This window comes from Microvirga sp. TS319 (assembly GCF_041276405.1).
Taxonomy (GTDB): domain Bacteria; phylum Pseudomonadota; class Alphaproteobacteria; order Rhizobiales; family Beijerinckiaceae; genus Microvirga.
Genome location: NZ_JBGGGT010000002.1, coordinates 2,652,135 through 2,667,518 on the forward strand (window position 1 = coordinate 2,652,135; position 15,384 = coordinate 2,667,518).

Here is a 15,384-nt window from a genome sequence, read left to right on the forward strand (position 1 = left end):
CTATTTCTTTCCCAAACGGTTGCGCAGGAAGTCGTCGTGCTCCATCCCGGCCTGATGAGCGCCGATCTCGGTGATGCGGACCGGATCGACGGCGGAGATCTTCAGGATGAAGAAGAGGTTGCCGCCGAGCCGAACCATCTCGCGCCAGTTGCGGGTCATGACGGCCTCCTTCTCCACGGGCGTCAGACCGAAACGGTCGAGATAGGCGCCCTCGTCCTGGCGGAAGGCCTCCCGGTTCTCGGGCCGGCTCAGGCCCATCGCCATCTTGTTGATCCGGTACCCGCCCAGAGACCGCTTGCGGTCGAACAGCGGAGTCTCCGGAATGCGATCTTCGTCGGCTTCGTCCGCCATGGCTTTCACCGTCCTTGCTGCGGGGCGTCCTTGCTGCGGGGCGTCCTTGCTGAGTGCATCCTTGCTGAGTGCGTCTTGCGCACCCGCCGTCCCGTTCTCGAATCCGAGCCAGCGCAGGAGCGCGCCGGATACCTGCTCGGGCTGCTCGACCAGGCTCATGTGACCGCTGTCCTCGATGACGACGAGTTCGGCATTCGGGATCACGGCGGCCATATCCTCGTGCTGCGCGAGCGGACTCCAGCGATCCTGGCGCCCCACCATGACCAGGGTCGGACAGGCGATCGCGGCCAGATGGGTCCGCGCATCCGGGCGGTTCAGAAGCGCCCGGATCTGACGCTGATGCTGCTCGGGCGTGGCGCGCATGACCATGGCCTTCAAAGGCTCCATCAGGGCCCGGTCGCCGACGCGCGCCTCGTGGACCATCGGCGGGAGCCAGCGCTCGGCCAACGCCTCCATTCCCTCCGCGAAAGCAAGGTCGACGAGGACCTGCCGGTTCACCTCCTCGCCCTCGCGCCGCGGGTGGATGCCCGTGTCGATCAGGCCGAGGCGCTCGATCCGCTCGGGCGCGAGACGCGCCATGTCCATGACGACCCGCGCGCCCATGGAATGGCCGATCACGGTGACGGGTCCCTCCGTCAGCGCAAGCGCCGAGCGGGCCATGCCTTCGATGGAATCGTGCTGCGAGACATCGGCCACGAACACATCCGCATAAGGCTCGAGCGCCAGGACCTGCGCGCTCCACATCGAGGCGTCGCAGAGAAGGCCGGGCAGCAGAATGATCTTGGGTCTCTCGCTCATGGTGTGCCGTGGTCGCCTTCCGTTGTCGGGCCGCTCCAGCATCGGGTGTGAAATCGACCCCATCCGATGCTGCAAGCCTCTGTTGTTGAGCATCTTGTCACGCAAAACCGGTGCCCACTTCCCCCGTTCGATGCTCTAATAATTGGGAACGAGTTTCGCGATCGCCGTCTGCGAGGCCTGCGCGCCCTCGGAGCCGGCAGGGTCGCCGAGCCTGGAGCCGGCGGACAGACGCCACTCGGGCAGATTCATGCTCTGCTTTTGCGGGTTGGCGTGCTCCTTCAGGAGGAAATCGACGCGCCAGCCGTCTCTCTGCTCGATGGCGTTGACGATGGCGTGGTGCTGGCGATGGGCATAGAACAGCACCTCGAACATTCGGCCCAGTTCGGCCTTGTCGAACGCGATCGCCGACGGAGATGTAAACGGCACCAACTGGCAGCGGGCGGCGAGATCCGACACGATGGCTTTCTCCGCCCCTTCGAGGATGAGCGCGTGAAAGGTCCCGTTCATCCGGCCGTATTGAAGCTCGTCGTCTTCCGTCAGGCGGCGCTTTTCGAAGATCGCGTCACCTTCGTCGAGGCACGCCCGGAACGCCCTGAGCAGAGCCCGCGTGGGGCCTCTCTCTGCGATCGCCCGAGCGGCGAACCCCTCGAGAGCGGCCCGGACCTCGATCGCATCGAGGATCTCCTGCGCCGTGAAGCCCCGGACGACATAGCCGCGCGCTCCTCCCGCGACCAGCAGCCCCTCCTGAGCCAGGGCCGGAAGAGCCTGCCGGACGGGCGTGCGCGAGATCCCGAGGCGCTCCGCGATCACGGCTTCGGGCACGCGCTCGCCGGGCTTCAATTCGCCCTGAAGGATCATCTCGCGGATCCTGAGCATCACGAGGGTTTGCTGCTTCATGGCGGGCGATCCCGTGTGGCGACCCTCGTCGCGGCCTCGGCGGCCCGATGGCAATCGATGAGACATTCCGAACTCCCCGACTGAAGGCCCGCGCCGTGCATGGTGACGGCGGCGGCCGAGACCGAGGATCTTCCTCCTCGTTCAGAAAAGGATCCTAACATCGGCTTTTGGGATCCCAAAGCCAGCAACGAGGCTACTTTAGTCGCAGTTTTTTCAAGAAATTCAGAGCTCGCGCACAGAGTCATCGCGGCATGTTTGTAATTTGGGATCCCAATGGGAGCCAGAGCATCGCTGACTGCGAAAAACCGGGGCCACCTTTTCCCGCGACGTGCTGGGGAACGAGAGTCGTTTTCGGTGAAGTGGATTCGGTTCACCGTCTTGCGAAACCGTTCAAGGACTGGTCCCGGCCCTACCGGCTGAAGAGCAGCCTTCCGCCCATGCCGATCAGGACCACGCCCATCGTGGCTTCGATTCCGGTTTTCGCTTTCGCGAAGATGCGCCGGGCGGCGCCGTGGGAGAACAGGAGCGCCAGGCCGCAATACCAGGCCGACGACACGAAGCCCGCGATCATCAGGACCGCGACGTAGAACCACGACGGCGCATGGACCGGCACCATGACCGTGAAGATACTGCCGTAGAACGCGACCGACTTGGGATTGGTCATGCTGACCAGATAGGCCTTCCGGAACGCGGTCGCGCCCTTGACCCCGTCGCCGCCGATCGCCGGCAACGGCTTGCGCGCGCCGAGCACCATCTTGATCCCCAGCCAGATCAGGTAGACGGCTCCGGCGACCGTCACGGCCGTATGGATCCAGGGAACCTGCGTCAGGATGATGCCGATCCCCGCGACTGCGAGGAGCGCCCATGTCAAGGACGCGGAGGCGAGCCCCAGTCCCGCGAGAACGCCCGCGCGACGGGATACGCCCATCGCGGTCGAGGTCACGATGGCGAAATTCGGGCCCGGGCTCATCGCGCTCAGGAGGAAGACGCCCGCAATCGTCAGAAGTTGAAGCCCTTCAGGCATGAGGTACTCTCTACCGCCATGGCGATGGGCGCGCTTTTATCATCGCGGTGCGGTGTGCGATAGCCGGACGCGCCATTGCCCGAAGAGGCGCCGGGCCGCAGGCGAACCGGAGCGGAGGGTTGGCGACACAGGTCCGGACCGCCCTCCGGCTCCACTGTCAGGCGGCAGCCACCTTCTGGAGGAACTGCTCGACCGTGTTCTGGAGATAGCCCGCCCGCGAGACGACCGCCTCGGCCGCACCGCGAACCCGCGAGGCTGCGGCGTCGGTATGCGCCACACCCTCGTTGAGGCTGCGCATATCGGCCGAGACGCTCATCGAACCGGAGGCTGCGACGGACGCGCTGCGGGCGATCTCCTGGATGGCGGCGGATTGCTGGGCGATCGAGGATGAGATGCCGCCGGTATAGCGATCGACCTCGTCCATCTGCCGCGCAATGGCGCCGATGGACTGGACCGTCTGAGCGGTCGCGTCCTGGATTTCCGCGATCTGGGCCGAGATGCGCTCCGTGGCGGAGGCCGTCTGCGCCGCTAGGCTCTTGACCTCGGATGCCACCACGGCGAACCCGCGTCCCGCCTCCCCGGCCCGGGCTGCCTCGATCGTGGCATTCAGCGCCAGGAGATTGGTTTGGCTCGCGATGTCCCGGATCAGCTCGACGATCTCGCCGATGCTCTGGGCCTTGGCGGCGAGCACCTGAACGCTCTCGTTCGTGCCGGCACCGGTCTGGGCGACGCCCAGGACCACCTGCCGGGCCGAGCGCACCTGTGCCGTGATCTCCTCGACCGAGGCGGACAATTCCTCCGAGGCCGACGCGACCTGCTGAACGTTCTGCGACGCCTCGCCCGTGGCGGCGGTCGCGGTCCGGGCCCGGTCGGCGGTTTGCGCGGCGATCGCCGACAGAGCCTCCGCCGTCTCGGCCATGACATTTCCGTTCTGGTCCAATGCGGTCAGCACGTCCCGGACGGAGCCGTGGAAGGATTGGATCAGATCCTCGATCCGGCGCTGGCGCTCTTCGCGCGCGAGCTTATCCTGCTCGCTGGCGTCGCGCAGGGCGCTGCGCTCGATGAGATTGTCCTTGAAGACCTGCACGGCGCGCGCCATCTCGCCCACCTCGTCGCGCCGCTCGCCGGCCGGGATCGCGACAGTGAGATCCCCTGCGGCAAGCCTGCTCGTCGCCCGGGCCAGCAGCCGGACCGGTTGCAGCAACCTGAACAGAATCAACGCCAGAAGCGACGCGATGATCACGATGATGGCCACGCCCATGGCGATATCCGTCAGCGCCTCGAACCGGACCCGCTCCAGGGTCCGCTCGCGGGAATAGCGCAGGACGAGATGACCCATCGGGTTGGAGCCCATCTTGAGAACTGAGATCTCGATCAGCGCGTCGGGTTGAACCACGGTGCGGCGCTCGGCCTCGGTGAAGGCATCCTTGAGCGGGCCCTCGATCAGCGTCTCCAGATCCTTGCCGGAGAGTTTCGTTTGCGAATTTTCCCGAGCGATCCGCACCTCCATGCCGTCCGCCGTCACGAAGCCGAGATCGAAATCGGGATCGCTCTTGAGCCCGGAGAGCAGCGTCTCCAGGGTTGTGGTGCTGTTGATCAGAAGAGCATGGGCCGAGGCTTTCTCGATGCTCGACATGGCGGTGTTGATCTTGTCGGCCAGATCGCTCGAAGCGCGTTGCGAGCTGCGCCACGCATTTCCCGCCACGCCCAGCCCCAGCATGGTCGTGAGCACGACGGCAACCGCCACGACGATCTTGCTTCGCAGCGAGCCCAACTGAACCTTCATCGTAGAACCTCGTCCAAGCGCCAACCCCTTGTGCGCCGGAATGATGAAGAAGCTTTACTAAAAATTTCCTATATCGCGACGTATATCGCGGCATGTTGGCGCACGATGCTTTGCATATTCGGCTGCGTGATACGGCCCCGTGCCCTCAAATCACTCGAATAGTCAGCTAGAGCATCGGACGGGAAAAGTGGATTTGCACTTTTGGGCTCGCTCCGATGCTCCCTTCTTGGAAAGAGCGCATCGCCCTTGCGAAAAACCGGGTCCACTTTTTCGCACGATGCGCTAACAAGCGCTATTGGCCTTGGACCATTCCGTTTCTGCTTTTGACTTCCATGAATATTGACCTGCGTCCCGCCTGCTCGGACGACTACGCCTTTGCTCTCGGTCTTTACGTCGAGGCGATCAGACCTCTCGCACGAACCTGGACCGAATGGTGCGACGAGGATCAGCGGGCTCAATTTGCGAGCCTCTGGCGTCCGGCGGAAACATGGATCCTCGTCCTCGACGGCAGGGAGGATATCGGCTGGGTCGAATTTCGACAGACCGGCGACGAAATCTTCCTGAAGCAACTCTATATCTCTCCCGCCCGGCGGGGACGCGGAATCGGCTCGACGATCATCCGGCGGCTGATGGAGAAGCGTCGTGGAATGGCGAGGTCGATCGCCCTTTTCGTGTTGAAGAACAATCCTGCCGTCCGCTTCTATGAGCGGCATGGATTTTCAATCGCGTCGGAGACCACGACGAACTTCGTGATGCGCCGGGACATGGAGGACGCGGCCTGAACCTGCTTGCCCCGGCGGCCGGCTCCGTTCGGGAAAACCGCATTCCAGAGACGGTCATGCCCGGCACGGGGCCGGGCATGAGCATCGTGCGGACCCGGCGGGCCGCGCCAGCGAAAAGTGGACCCGGTATTCCGCTCGCAGCGATGCGCTCATCTAAGAAGCGAGCATCGTGCCAGAAAGTGGAATCCCCTTTCACGTCCGATGCTTTAGAGGCCGGGCTGTCTCGCCCGGCCAAGCCTTTATCGGCGAGCCTTACTCGGCAAGCTTGCTGTACTGGCCGTTTTTCCAGATGTTGATGTCGTAGCGCGGGTTCTTGATGTCGCCCTTCTCGTCGAAGCTGATCGGCCCGAGGACCGTATCGACGCTCGTGCTGCGCAGGGTCTTCGCGACCACGACCGGATCCGTGCTGTTCGCCTTGGCGATGCCGCCGGCGATTGCCTGGATCACCGCGTAGGAGAACAGGCTGAAGCCCTCCGGCACGAAGTTGATCTGCTTGAACTGCTCCACGGCCGCCTTGGCGGCATCGGTCCCGCGGGCATCGGCCGGGAAGGTGAACAGGGTGCCCTCGCCCGCCGGTCCGGCGACCGACCAGAATTCGGGGGTGGCGATGCTGTCGCCCATCATCAGCTGGAACTGGTAGTTCTGATCCGCCGCCTGCCGCTTCATCAATCCGGCCTCGGTGTGATAGCCGCCGAAATAGACGAACTCGATGCCCGCGCTCTTGAGCCGGTTCACCACGGCGGTGTAGTCCTTCTCTCCGGGATTGATGCCCTCGTACATCGCTTCCTTCACACCGGCCTTGTTGAGGGATTCCTTCACCACGTCGGCGAGGCCCTTTCCGTAGGCGCTCTTGTCGTGCAGGATCGCGATCTTCTTCGTGCCGTAATGCTCCTTGATCCACGGCCCGATGAAGCGCCCCTGCGCGTCGTCGCGGCCATACAGGCGCATGATCGTCGTGAAGCCGTTCTGCGCCGCATCGTCCGTCAGCTTCGGAGCGCTGGAGGCCGGGCTCATCATCAGCACGTGATTCTCGCCGTAGACTTCCGCCGCCGGGATGGATGAGCCCGAACAGGCGTGGCCATCCACGAACTTGATGCCCGCCGACAGGATGCGGTTGGCGACGGCGACCGCCTGCTTGGGATCGCAGGCGTCGTCCTGGATCGAGAGCACGATCTTCTTGCCGTTGACGCCGCCGTTCTTGTTGATGGCGTCGGCCGCCAGTTCGGCTCCGTGCCGGATCTGCTCGCCGATCGACGCGACGGGACCGCTCATCGGACCGGCCACCGCGATGGTGATGTCCTGAGCGCGGGCTGCCCCTGTCGCGGCCAACAGGGACAGAAGGGAGAGGGAAAGCAGCGGCCTGACGTTCATGGTATTCCTCCGGTTTGCCGATCGGGGCGGACTCGCGCGGCCCTCGTCGCCGATCATCGCTCTGGCCTTATCAGCGACGCCGGGCCGCATCCAGCTAGCCAAAATGATCATGCCGCATCACGCACCGGGAAGGAAATAGGATCCGGTCCCCGACCGGGAAGCCCGCGCGTCGGCCGGTGTCGCCTTGCCTCTCCCTCTCTCCTCATGGCGGCGCCCGTCGTGCCCTGCCTTGGGCCGGGACAAGCCCGGCCGTGACGAACGGGAGCGCGAAGGGCGCTTACATGCGTCGAGCGCTCCGCTCATGCCAAGCTCCCGCTGCCGCTTTCGAGCAGGGCAGGCATGTCCCCTCGTCGTGGACGGGGACGAGGCAATCCATTACATCCATGCGGGCCTGACAATTCCCAGTCCGAAAGATCTCATGCGCTCTCTCGTTGTGCGGGAATGGTACACGATCGCCGTTGCCGGAATGGTCGTGCTTGCCTCCCTCATCCCGATCGGCGGCGAACCGGCCGTCGTGTTCTCCATTGCGACGAACGTCGCCATCGCGCTCCTGTTCTTCCTGCAGGGCGCACGCCTGTCCCGCGACGTGGTGATCGCCGGCATGGTCCACTGGCGGCTGCACCTGTTCGTGCTGGCCACGACTTTCGTGCTGTTTCCCCTGCTCGGCCTCGTCATTCTCGCCCTGCCGGACCTGATGAATCCGACCCTGGCTCTCGGCGTGGCATTCCTCTGCGTCCTGCCCTCGACGATCCAGTCCTCCATCGCCTTCACGTCGATCGCGGAGGGCAACGTGCCCGCGGCGATCTGCTCGGCCTCGGCCTCGAACGTCATCGGCATCGTGCTGTCGCCGCTGATCGCCGGATTATTGTTCCACACGCAGGGCCGTCCGGGCATTTCCTGGGACGCCGTGGAGGGCATCCTGCTGCAGCTTCTCGTTCCCTTCGTCGTCGGCCAGATCCTGCAGCCCTGGCTCGGGAAATGGCTGCTCCGCCACAGGGTCCTGACCCAGATCGTCGACCGGGGATCGATCCTCATGGCCATCTACGGCGCCTTCAGCGCGGCGGTGATCGGCGGATTGTGGAGCACCATGGGCGCGCGCGATCTCGCCGCCGTCGTTCTCGTGGACATGGCGCTGCTCGCCATCGTCCTGTGCTTCACGTACTACGGAAGCGGCTGGCTCGGCTTCAACCGGGCGGACCGGATCACGATCGCGTTCTGCGGCTCCAAGAAGAGCCTCGCCTCCGGCGCGCCCATCGCCAACGTGATCTTCGGGGGGCGCGACGCCGGGTCCATCGTCCTGCCGCTCATGATCTTCCATCAGATCCAGCTGATGGCCTGCGCCATTCTGGCCCGGCGCTTCGCGGAAAGCGCCCATCGAAGCGAGGCTGCGCAGCCCGAGCCCCAGGCCGCGACCTCCACGTAGCGCATCGTTCGAAAAAGTGGGAACCGGTTTTTCGCGAGAACGATGCGCTCTTCCCACGATGGGAGCATCGGATCGATCCCACAAGCGCAAATCCAATTCCCGCGTCCGATGCAATAGAGCTGATCGTCAGGGGCTTGCGAGGGCCTGGCCGACCAGGGTGAATGGGGCGGACAGGACCGTTCCGGCCGTGTTGAACACGAAGGCCCCGGCCTGGCGCAGCGGATCCGCCCCGCTTCTCGGAGCGACCGAGGAATAGACCGCCGCGAAGCTGATGAAGCGGTCGTGATTGAAGCTGTCGGGAGAGGACAGCGTCGAGATGTCGACGACGCGCAGCCCCTGCTGCCGGGCGATGGCCTGGACCCGGGCATCCGCCACGTCCAGGGTGCCGACCCGCTCGCGGCCGCCCGAGAGGCGGCTCGAGGCCGCGAGCGCCCAATCGTCCTTCGAGACGAGAATGGTCATCGGCGGGGACATCGGGCCGATTGCCGCAACCTGGGTCCGGAACACGTCGAGGTCGATATCGGGAGCCGCGAGAACCACCTGGAGCCGCGAGAGAACCTCGTTCCGCCCCTGGAGGCGGAGCTGGCGCAGGGTCTCCATCGTCAGCCATCCGCCCATGCTGTGCCCGATGACGGCGACTTTGCGCACGGCGCGCTCCTGCGCCAGCAGCGTGAGCACATGCGCCAGGTAGTCGCGGGAATAGGTCACAGCCTCCCGGTCGGCCACGTAGCCGGTGATGGCGGCCTCGGATGGCCAGGCGAACAGCACAGGCACCGTGTCCAGCTGGGAATCGGCGCTGAGCTGGGCGAGCCTGAACAGCGCCTCCTGGAAGTTGGTGTTGTATCCATGGACGAAGACGCCCGCATCCCGTCCGCCCGATCCCGTGCGGCCACCGATCCTCTTCCGGAAGGCGGCTTCGTCGAGGACGGTCTGGTTGAGGGTGACGAAGCTGGTCGCGGGATCCGGCGCAGCGCCGGGCCATTCGATCTCGCCCGGCCTGTGTCCGGGCGGGATGGAAATCGTGAATTCCGCATAGTTCAGACCCGGCGACCGCCCCGCCGTGAAGACGTTCTGCCCGGGAGCGGCGCGCTCGCGGGTGGTCGCCACATAGACCGTGACGGTCCGCGCGCCGGGAACCGCGGCGGCCACGGGCGTCAGGACCTCGGGCCCCGGCCTGCTCGCGCAGGCGCTGAGAACGAACGCCAGAAAGCCGACGAGGATGAAGGACAGCGGAGCCGTCCCCTGCCCCGTCATCGAGGCACGTCGGAGGAACGGGCGTCGTCTCGCGATCGGCGTGAATGGCTGTGTCATTATTCTCTTGCGGAGGACTGAATGCTCTTGCTGCGGACGAAGGACGGTCGTGCCTGAGGGTTATCAAGGGTCATTGCTAGCACGAAAATCAAGCTTTGCGAGCCGGACGGCCTCTTTGGCCTACCCCCTCTTCGTCCTGGGCCCTGCCGGAACCGGCCTTGATCCCAGCTGTTCTGCTCCTCTGATGTTGCCGGCCGGTCGGGAGACCATCATGGGCATACGCATGTGGGTGGCGCTGGCCTCCATCGCGGCCGCCATTCTCGTTTTCTGTTTCGCCATTCTCGGTGCGAACATGGATCCCGAGGGCCGGTCGGATCGGCCCACGTCCACGGGCCAGATCGTCAGGCAGGCTCCGCCCGGCCCGCCTACGACCGCTCCGCGATAGGGGTAACCCTTGCAGAATTGCCGCAGGCAATTTCGGCGAACCAAGGGCAACTTATCCATAATTTAACCAAAACCGTATCCAATCAGCGCTAGTGAAAATCAATATTCGCGCGGCCGTCTCGGCGCTTGGGGGCTCCTTCCCGGTCGGACCATCGAGGCATGGCGCGCGCGGCAAGAATGTTGCGTAGAGTTCGCCATGGTGCAGTACCGTTATCCGTCAGGCCGCCGCGTTCAGCGGAAAAACCCGCGCAACCTGTTCCTGACGGCAGCCCTCGTGGCGATCTCCATGAGCCCCGTCGCCTTCTACGCGAAGCTTCAGGGGCAGGATACGCTGCCACCTTCTTCGTCACGCTCGATGGATGTCGCCGCTCCCGCAGCCCCCGTCCAGGCGGCGCCTGCGACGGTTGCGGCCGAGAGCGCAGCCGAAAGCACAGGCAACGACACAGCATGGTCGCCGGTCGACCCGGCGCCCATGCTGAAGCCCGAGGCGCTCGCCTTCACGCGCAACGCTCCGCTCGCGACCACGTTCCGACGCTTTGGCGAAACCAGCACCGCCGCTGCACAGACACCCGTGCCTCCGACGCGGGAGATTGCTCAGGTGCAGGAGACTGCTCAGGTGCGGGAGACTGCTCAGGTGCAGGAGAGCGCTCAGGGGCAGGAGAGCGCACCCGGGCCTCAATTGGCGCAAGCCGCCCAGCCGGTGCCGCTGCCCGTGCCGCGCCCTGCCGAATTCCAGGTCGCGAAGGCCCTGGCGCCCCTGAGGCCCGAGACGCCGCGGGCGGCTCGTGCGCCGCTCGCCGCCCCGATGCAGGTCGCGGCCGCATCTGGCGCGCAGGAGGGCTCCCCGAACTTCATTGAGAAGCTGTTCGGCATCAAGCCCGCGCGCCCGCCCGAGAACGCCCTCAGCTATGCCGCGCTGGAATCCGGCAACGCCGCCCTGGGCAGCAGCCTCAACGCGGTTCCGGGCGACGGAACCGCCGTCTACGACATCAGCGCAAAGGTCGTCATCATGCCCAACGGGGAACGGCTGGAGGCGCATTCCGGCCTGGGCGACAAGCTCGACGATCCCCGCTTCGTCCATGTGCGGATGAGGGGCCCGACCCCGCCCGGCACCTATCTCCTGAGGGAACGAGAGGCGCTCTTCCACGGCGTGCGCGCCATCCGCCTCACTCCGGTCGGCGGCAGCGCCGCCATCCATGGTCGTGACGGCATCCTCGCCCATACCTACATGCTCGGGCCGAACGGGGATTCCAACGGCTGCGTATCGTTCAGGAACTACGATCGGTTTCTGCAGGCCTATCTGAGAGGCGAGGTGAAGCGTCTCGTCGTCGTCGCCGGACGCGGCCAGGACGCCCTGCCCCGCATGGTCGGCCGGGGCCGCACGTCCTAACCCTTTCGAGGCGTGCCCCCGACCTTGCCGCCTGTCCCTCCCGGACTCGAGCATCCGACACGGGACGTGGATTTGCGCTTTTTCGCACGATGCGTGAGAGCATCGGACCCAAAAGTGGATTTGCACTTTTGGGACAGATCCGATGCTCCTTCTTGGAAAGAGCGCATCGTCCTTGCGAAAAACCGGGTCCACTTTTTCGCACGATGCGCTAGTTCCCGATCGAGAGAGGGATACGGGATCATGGCATCACCCAGGCGGGCTGCCAGGCGGGCTGCGGGTCGGCCCTCGCTCCGGAGCAACCGCAGGCTCATGGTGTCGGCCCTGGCATGGATGGGGCTCAGCCTGCTGCTCTTCACCGCGACTGCCCAAGCGCAGGGGACCGGCTATCTGGTCCCGGCTCCCGGCCCGAAGGACCTTCAGAAGACCTCGCGATACGATTGCGAGACGCCGGACACGCCGTTGATCTCGCTCGATGCGAAGAGCAAGTACAGGCAGGACGACGCCTCCCGCGCCACCATCGACGAGGAGGCGGAGGAAGCCTATTCCGAAGCCGTCGAGCCGCTGCGCAACTACGTCAAGGCCCTTGTGAAGATCTCGAACGCCTATGTGCGGTCGCAGCCGAGGAACACCGCGGCCGCGGCCTGCGCCCTCGCCTGGCTCGATGCCTGGGCCAGGGCCCACGCGCTCACCGACATGCAGACCCGGCAGGCGAGCCATAATCAGGGCCAAGCGGTGGGCGGCATCGCGCTGGCCTACCTGCAGGTCCGCAACGCCCCAGGACTGCCGGACGACCAGAGGAAGCGTGTCGAGACATGGCTCGACACGCTGGGACATCAGGTCATGGACGCCATGAACGGGAACGACGGCGTCTCGAGCCGGAACAACCACCGCTACTGGAACGGCCTGAGCGCCATCGCGTCCGGTATCGCGGTCGGCGACGCGACGCTGATCAGATGGGGCGCCGACAGCGCGCGGATCGGGATCGGGCAGATCACCCGGGACGGCACCCTGCCCCTGGAGCTCAGGCGCGCCAAGCGCGCCCGCGACTACCACCTCTTCGCTGCCGAGCCGCTGATCGCCACCGCGGAACTCGCGCGCTCGCAAGGCATCGATCTCTACGCGGAGAACGACAACGCTCTGTCCAGGCTCGTGAACCGGATCCTCGGGTCCATCTCCGACCCGTCATTCTTCGAGACGACGACGGGCTCCAGGCAGGAGCCCTATCCCGGTGACGGAACCGTGCCGGGTTCGCGCATCGCCTGGCTGGAGATCTATCAGAGCCGCTACCCCTCGCCCCAGGCGGAGGCGCTGCTCCAGTCGAAGCGGCCCGTCGCATCGAGCGGCATCGGCGGGAACACGACCCTTCTGTTCAAGGGCAAGGACTGACCCGCTCTGCCTGTCCGGACCGGAACCTACGGCATCGGACCCACATCCGATGCAGTCAGTCTTTGCTTTCGAGCATCTTTCCACGCAAAACCGGTTCCCACTTTTGCGCTCGATGCTCTAGGTTTCGAGCATCTTTCCATGCAAAACCGGTTCGCACTTTTGCGCTCGATGCTCTAGGTTTCGAGCATCTTTCCACGCAAAACCGGTTCCCACTTTTGCGCTCGATGCTCTATGGCTGACCGCTGCCGCCGGCCGCGCCATAGACCTGGCCGGTCGCGTAGCTCGCATCGGATGCCGCGAGCTGCACGTAGATCGAGGCGAGCTCCGCCGGCTGCCCCGGCCGCCCCAGGGGTGTGTCGCCGCCGAACTGCTGCAATTTCTCCTGCGTGGCGCCGCCGCTCACCTGAAGCGGCGTCCAGATCGGGCCCGGCGCGACGCCGTTCACGCGGATGCCCTTGGGGCCGAGCTGCTTGGCGAGCGACTTCGAAAAATTCATCATCGCCGCTTTCGTCATGGCGTAATCGACGAGATTGGCGGACGGATCGTAGGCCTGTTCCGAGGTCGTCTGGATGATCGCGGAGCCGGGCTTCAAATGCGGCAGCGCCGCCTTCGTGATCCAGAACATGGCATAGATGTTGGTCTTCATCGTCGCGTCGAAATCGTCCGACGTGATGTCGAGAAGAGACTGGCGCTGCTGTTGTCGGCCGGCATTGTTCACGAGAATGTCGAGGCCGCCGAGCTCGCGCACGGCATCCGCCACGATGCGCTGGCACAGGGCCTCGTCGCGAATGTCGCCCGGCAGGGCCACGGCGATGCGGCCTTCCCGCTTGATCAGGTCGATCACCTCGCGGGCATCGGGCTCTTCGTCGGGATGATAGCTGATCGCCACGTCGGCCCCCTCGCGGGCATAGGCGATCGCGGCCGCGCGGCCCATCCCCGAATCGCCCCCGGTGATCAGCGCCTTGCGCCCCTGAAGGCGTCCGGAGCCCTTGTAGCTCGTCTCTCCATGGTCCGGGCGCGGATCCATCTTGCCCGCGAGGCCGGGCCAGGGCTGGGACTGGGAGCGGAACGGGGGCTTGGGATATTTCGTGGTCGGATCTTCCATGGCGAGTCCACCTGTGCTGGCCGTTTGAGCTTTCGCGGATCCTGCGGCAGCTACGGCAAGGCCGATCGCCGCCCCGCCCACGACGCCGCGCCGTGAGATCGAACCGTCCTCGTTTCGAGCCATGTTGCCGGCCTTTCGCTGAATCAGATCACCCGTTAACTGTTCGGGAGAGCCTCGGTTCGATCACGAACACGGCTTCATGGAGCCTTTCAATGACAGACCTCTCCGCTTTCCCCATCACCCGCCGCTGGCCCGCAGCCCATCCCGACAGATTGCAGCTCTACTCCGTCCCGACCCCCAACGGGGTGAAGGTATCGATCATGCTGGAAGAGATCGGCCTTCCCTACGAGCCGCACGCGATCAACATCGGCGCGAACGAAACCTGGACCGAGGAATTCCTGTCGCTCAATCCCAACGGCAAGATCCCGGCCATCATCGATCCTGACGGACCGGGCGGGAAGCCGCTCGCCCTCTTCGAATCCGGCGCGATCCTGCTCTATCTCGCGGAGAAGAGCGGGCAGCTCCTGCCGAAGGATCCGGCGCTTCGCTATGAGACGATCCAGTGGGTCTTCTTCCAGATGGCGGCGGTCGGCCCCATGTTCGGCCAGCTCGGCTTCTTCCACAAATTCGCCGGCCGGGAGATCGAGGACAAGCGACCGCTCGAGCGCTATCGCGCGGAGTCGAAGCGCCTGCTCGGCGTCCTCGAGCAGCGCCTCGACGGCCGCTCCTGGATGATGGGAGACGACTACACCATCGCGGACATTTCCCTGCTCGGCTGGGTGCGCAATCTCGTCGGCTTCTACGGCGCTCGCGAGCTCGTCGAGTTCGACACGCTCAAGAACGTTCCCGCCTGGCTGGAGCGCGGCCTCGCCCGTCCCGCCGTGCAGCGGGGCCTTGAGATTCCGAAGCGTCCGTAATATCGTATCATGAATGGATCCGACCGCAGTCACCCGTAAACGCCGCCGGGCCTCGTTTCATGCGAGGTTCCGGTGCCTTTTGCCGCTGCTCGGCCTCGTGACGTTTACGGCACCCTCTGTGCCCGCCATGGATCTCGCATCCGGCGGGCACCCCTTCCTGTCGTTCGATGTCATGCTGGCGTTGCCGTCTCCGCCGCAGCGGTACTGGCTCGGGGACCTTCGCGATTTTCTAAGGGCGCTCAAACAAGCCGGCCATGTCTGCGAAGGCGAAGCTCGGGCATCGATTGCCGGTCTCGCCTGCGGTGAGGGGGATGCGCAAACGCTGATCGAATTCGCCGTCGAGCCGGTGAGCGTTTCGCCGAATTCCCTGCGGATCGAAAGCATCACGAGCAAAGGAAAGAAGATCCCGGTCGATGAGTTCCCGGGCTTCCTGTCCGCATTCCTCAATCCGTAAATGAA

The 15,384-nt window shown here is 65.1% G+C and carries 14 protein-coding genes; 7 read left to right on the forward strand and 7 right to left on the reverse strand.

Annotated features, from left to right (window positions below):
• The 4 genes from AB8841_RS21890 to AB8841_RS21905 form a co-directional block, all read right to left on the reverse strand.
• Entirely contained in the window at positions 1-1,149 is a 1,149-nt protein-coding gene (locus tag AB8841_RS21890; RefSeq protein WP_370437900.1) for an alpha/beta fold hydrolase, read from the reverse strand.
• A gap of 135 nt (positions 1,150-1,284) precedes the next feature.
• Positions 1,285-2,046 (reverse strand): GntR family transcriptional regulator, encoded by a 762-nt coding sequence (locus tag AB8841_RS21895; protein WP_370437901.1) that lies wholly within the window; start codon positions 2,044-2,046, stop codon positions 1,285-1,287.
• A gap of 409 nt (positions 2,047-2,455) precedes the next feature.
• Complete coding sequence (locus AB8841_RS21900; protein ID WP_370437902.1) at positions 2,456-3,070, reverse strand: LysE family translocator; 615 nt, start codon at positions 3,068-3,070, stop codon at positions 2,456-2,458.
• Between the two features lie 157 nt (positions 3,071-3,227).
• On the reverse strand, positions 3,228-4,856 hold the full coding sequence (locus AB8841_RS21905; RefSeq protein ID WP_370437903.1) for a methyl-accepting chemotaxis protein: 1,629 nt from the start codon (positions 4,854-4,856) through the stop codon (positions 3,228-3,230).
• 332 nt (positions 4,857-5,188) lie between these two features.
• Here AB8841_RS21905 and AB8841_RS21910 point away from each other — a divergent pair, with 332 nt between their 5' ends.
• Positions 5,189-5,638: a GNAT family N-acetyltransferase gene (locus AB8841_RS21910; protein ID WP_370437904.1), complete on the forward strand. Its 450-nt coding sequence runs from the start codon at positions 5,189-5,191 to the stop codon at positions 5,636-5,638.
• Positions 5,639-5,890: 252 nt separating this feature from the next.
• On the opposite strand, the gene AB8841_RS21915 is transcribed toward AB8841_RS21910, so the two are convergent.
• Positions 5,891-7,009, reverse strand: coding sequence for a branched-chain amino acid ABC transporter substrate-binding protein (locus AB8841_RS21915; protein ID WP_370437905.1), 1,119 nt, complete (start codon positions 7,007-7,009; stop codon positions 5,891-5,893).
• Between the two features lie 418 nt (positions 7,010-7,427).
• On the opposite strand from AB8841_RS21915, the gene AB8841_RS21920 reads away from it, so the two are divergent.
• Positions 7,428-8,432 carry a bile acid:sodium symporter family protein gene (locus tag AB8841_RS21920; RefSeq protein ID WP_370437906.1) on the forward strand — a complete coding sequence of 335 codons (1,005 nt, stop codon included), beginning with the start codon at positions 7,428-7,430 and terminating at the stop codon, positions 8,430-8,432.
• Positions 8,433-8,558: 126 nt separating this feature from the next.
• On the opposite strand, the gene AB8841_RS21925 is transcribed toward AB8841_RS21920, so the two are convergent.
• Positions 8,559-9,743 (reverse strand): alpha/beta hydrolase, encoded by a 1,185-nt coding sequence (locus AB8841_RS21925; protein ID WP_370437907.1) that lies wholly within the window; start codon positions 9,741-9,743, stop codon positions 8,559-8,561.
• A 211-nt stretch (positions 9,744-9,954) separates the two neighbouring features.
• Between AB8841_RS21925 and AB8841_RS21930 the strand changes: the two genes are divergently transcribed.
• The 3 genes from AB8841_RS21930 (at position 9,955) to AB8841_RS21940 (ending at position 12,903) form a co-directional block, all read left to right on the forward strand.
• Positions 9,955-10,128, forward strand: a complete 174-nt coding sequence (locus AB8841_RS21930; protein ID WP_370437908.1) for a hypothetical protein — start codon at positions 9,955-9,957, stop codon at positions 10,126-10,128.
• A gap of 195 nt (positions 10,129-10,323) precedes the next feature.
• The gene (locus AB8841_RS21935) at positions 10,324-11,517 is read left to right on the forward strand and encodes a DUF2778 domain-containing protein (protein WP_370437909.1); all 1,194 of its coding nucleotides are present in this window, start codon (positions 10,324-10,326) and stop codon (positions 11,515-11,517) included.
• A 240-nt stretch (positions 11,518-11,757) separates the two neighbouring features.
• Positions 11,758-12,903, forward strand: a complete 1,146-nt coding sequence (locus AB8841_RS21940; protein ID WP_370437910.1) for an alginate lyase family protein — start codon at positions 11,758-11,760, stop codon at positions 12,901-12,903.
• A 229-nt stretch (positions 12,904-13,132) separates the two neighbouring features.
• Here the strand turns inward: AB8841_RS21940 and AB8841_RS21945 are convergent, their stop codons facing one another.
• Positions 13,133-14,131: an SDR family oxidoreductase gene (locus AB8841_RS21945; RefSeq protein ID WP_370437911.1), complete on the reverse strand. Its 999-nt coding sequence runs from the start codon at positions 14,129-14,131 to the stop codon at positions 13,133-13,135.
• An 89-nt stretch (positions 14,132-14,220) separates the two neighbouring features.
• On the opposite strand from AB8841_RS21945, the gene AB8841_RS21950 reads away from it, so the two are divergent.
• Together AB8841_RS21950 and AB8841_RS21955 are read left to right on the forward strand one after the other, a co-directional pair.
• Positions 14,221-14,925, forward strand: a complete 705-nt coding sequence (locus AB8841_RS21950; protein WP_370437912.1) for a glutathione S-transferase N-terminal domain-containing protein — start codon at positions 14,221-14,223, stop codon at positions 14,923-14,925.
• 127 nt (positions 14,926-15,052) lie between these two features.
• Complete coding sequence (locus AB8841_RS21955; RefSeq protein WP_370437913.1) at positions 15,053-15,379, forward strand: hypothetical protein; 327 nt, start codon at positions 15,053-15,055, stop codon at positions 15,377-15,379.
• Positions 15,380-15,384 lie beyond the last annotated feature (5 nt).

Bases quoted from the DNA above. Each gene is read 5' to 3' on its own strand.
- AB8841_RS21890 (WP_370437900.1), bottom strand. From the start codon at position 1,149: ATGAGCGAGAGACCCAAGATCATTCTGCTGCCCGGCCTTCTCTGCGAC.
- AB8841_RS21895 (WP_370437901.1), bottom strand. From the start codon at position 2,046: ATGAAGCAGCAAACCCTCGTGATGCTCAGGATCCGCGAGATGATCCTT.
- AB8841_RS21900 (WP_370437902.1), bottom strand. From the start codon at position 3,070: ATGCCTGAAGGGCTTCAACTTCTGACGATTGCGGGCGTCTTCCTCCTG.
- AB8841_RS21905 (WP_370437903.1), bottom strand. From the start codon at position 4,856: ATGAAGGTTCAGTTGGGCTCGCTGCGAAGCAAGATCGTCGTGGCGGTT.
- AB8841_RS21910 (WP_370437904.1), top strand. From the start codon at position 5,189: ATGAATATTGACCTGCGTCCCGCCTGCTCGGACGACTACGCCTTTGCT.
- AB8841_RS21915 (WP_370437905.1), bottom strand. From the start codon at position 7,009: ATGAACGTCAGGCCGCTGCTTTCCCTCTCCCTTCTGTCCCTGTTGGCC.
- AB8841_RS21920 (WP_370437906.1), top strand. From the start codon at position 7,428: ATGCGCTCTCTCGTTGTGCGGGAATGGTACACGATCGCCGTTGCCGGA.
- AB8841_RS21925 (WP_370437907.1), bottom strand. From the start codon at position 9,743: ATGACACAGCCATTCACGCCGATCGCGAGACGACGCCCGTTCCTCCGA.
- AB8841_RS21930 (WP_370437908.1), top strand. From the start codon at position 9,955: ATGGGCATACGCATGTGGGTGGCGCTGGCCTCCATCGCGGCCGCCATT.
- AB8841_RS21935 (WP_370437909.1), top strand. From the start codon at position 10,324: ATGGTGCAGTACCGTTATCCGTCAGGCCGCCGCGTTCAGCGGAAAAAC.
- AB8841_RS21940 (WP_370437910.1), top strand. From the start codon at position 11,758: ATGGCATCACCCAGGCGGGCTGCCAGGCGGGCTGCGGGTCGGCCCTCG.
- AB8841_RS21945 (WP_370437911.1), bottom strand. From the start codon at position 14,131: ATGGCTCGAAACGAGGACGGTTCGATCTCACGGCGCGGCGTCGTGGGC.
- AB8841_RS21950 (WP_370437912.1), top strand. From the start codon at position 14,221: ATGACAGACCTCTCCGCTTTCCCCATCACCCGCCGCTGGCCCGCAGCC.
- AB8841_RS21955 (WP_370437913.1), top strand. From the start codon at position 15,053: ATGGATCTCGCATCCGGCGGGCACCCCTTCCTGTCGTTCGATGTCATG.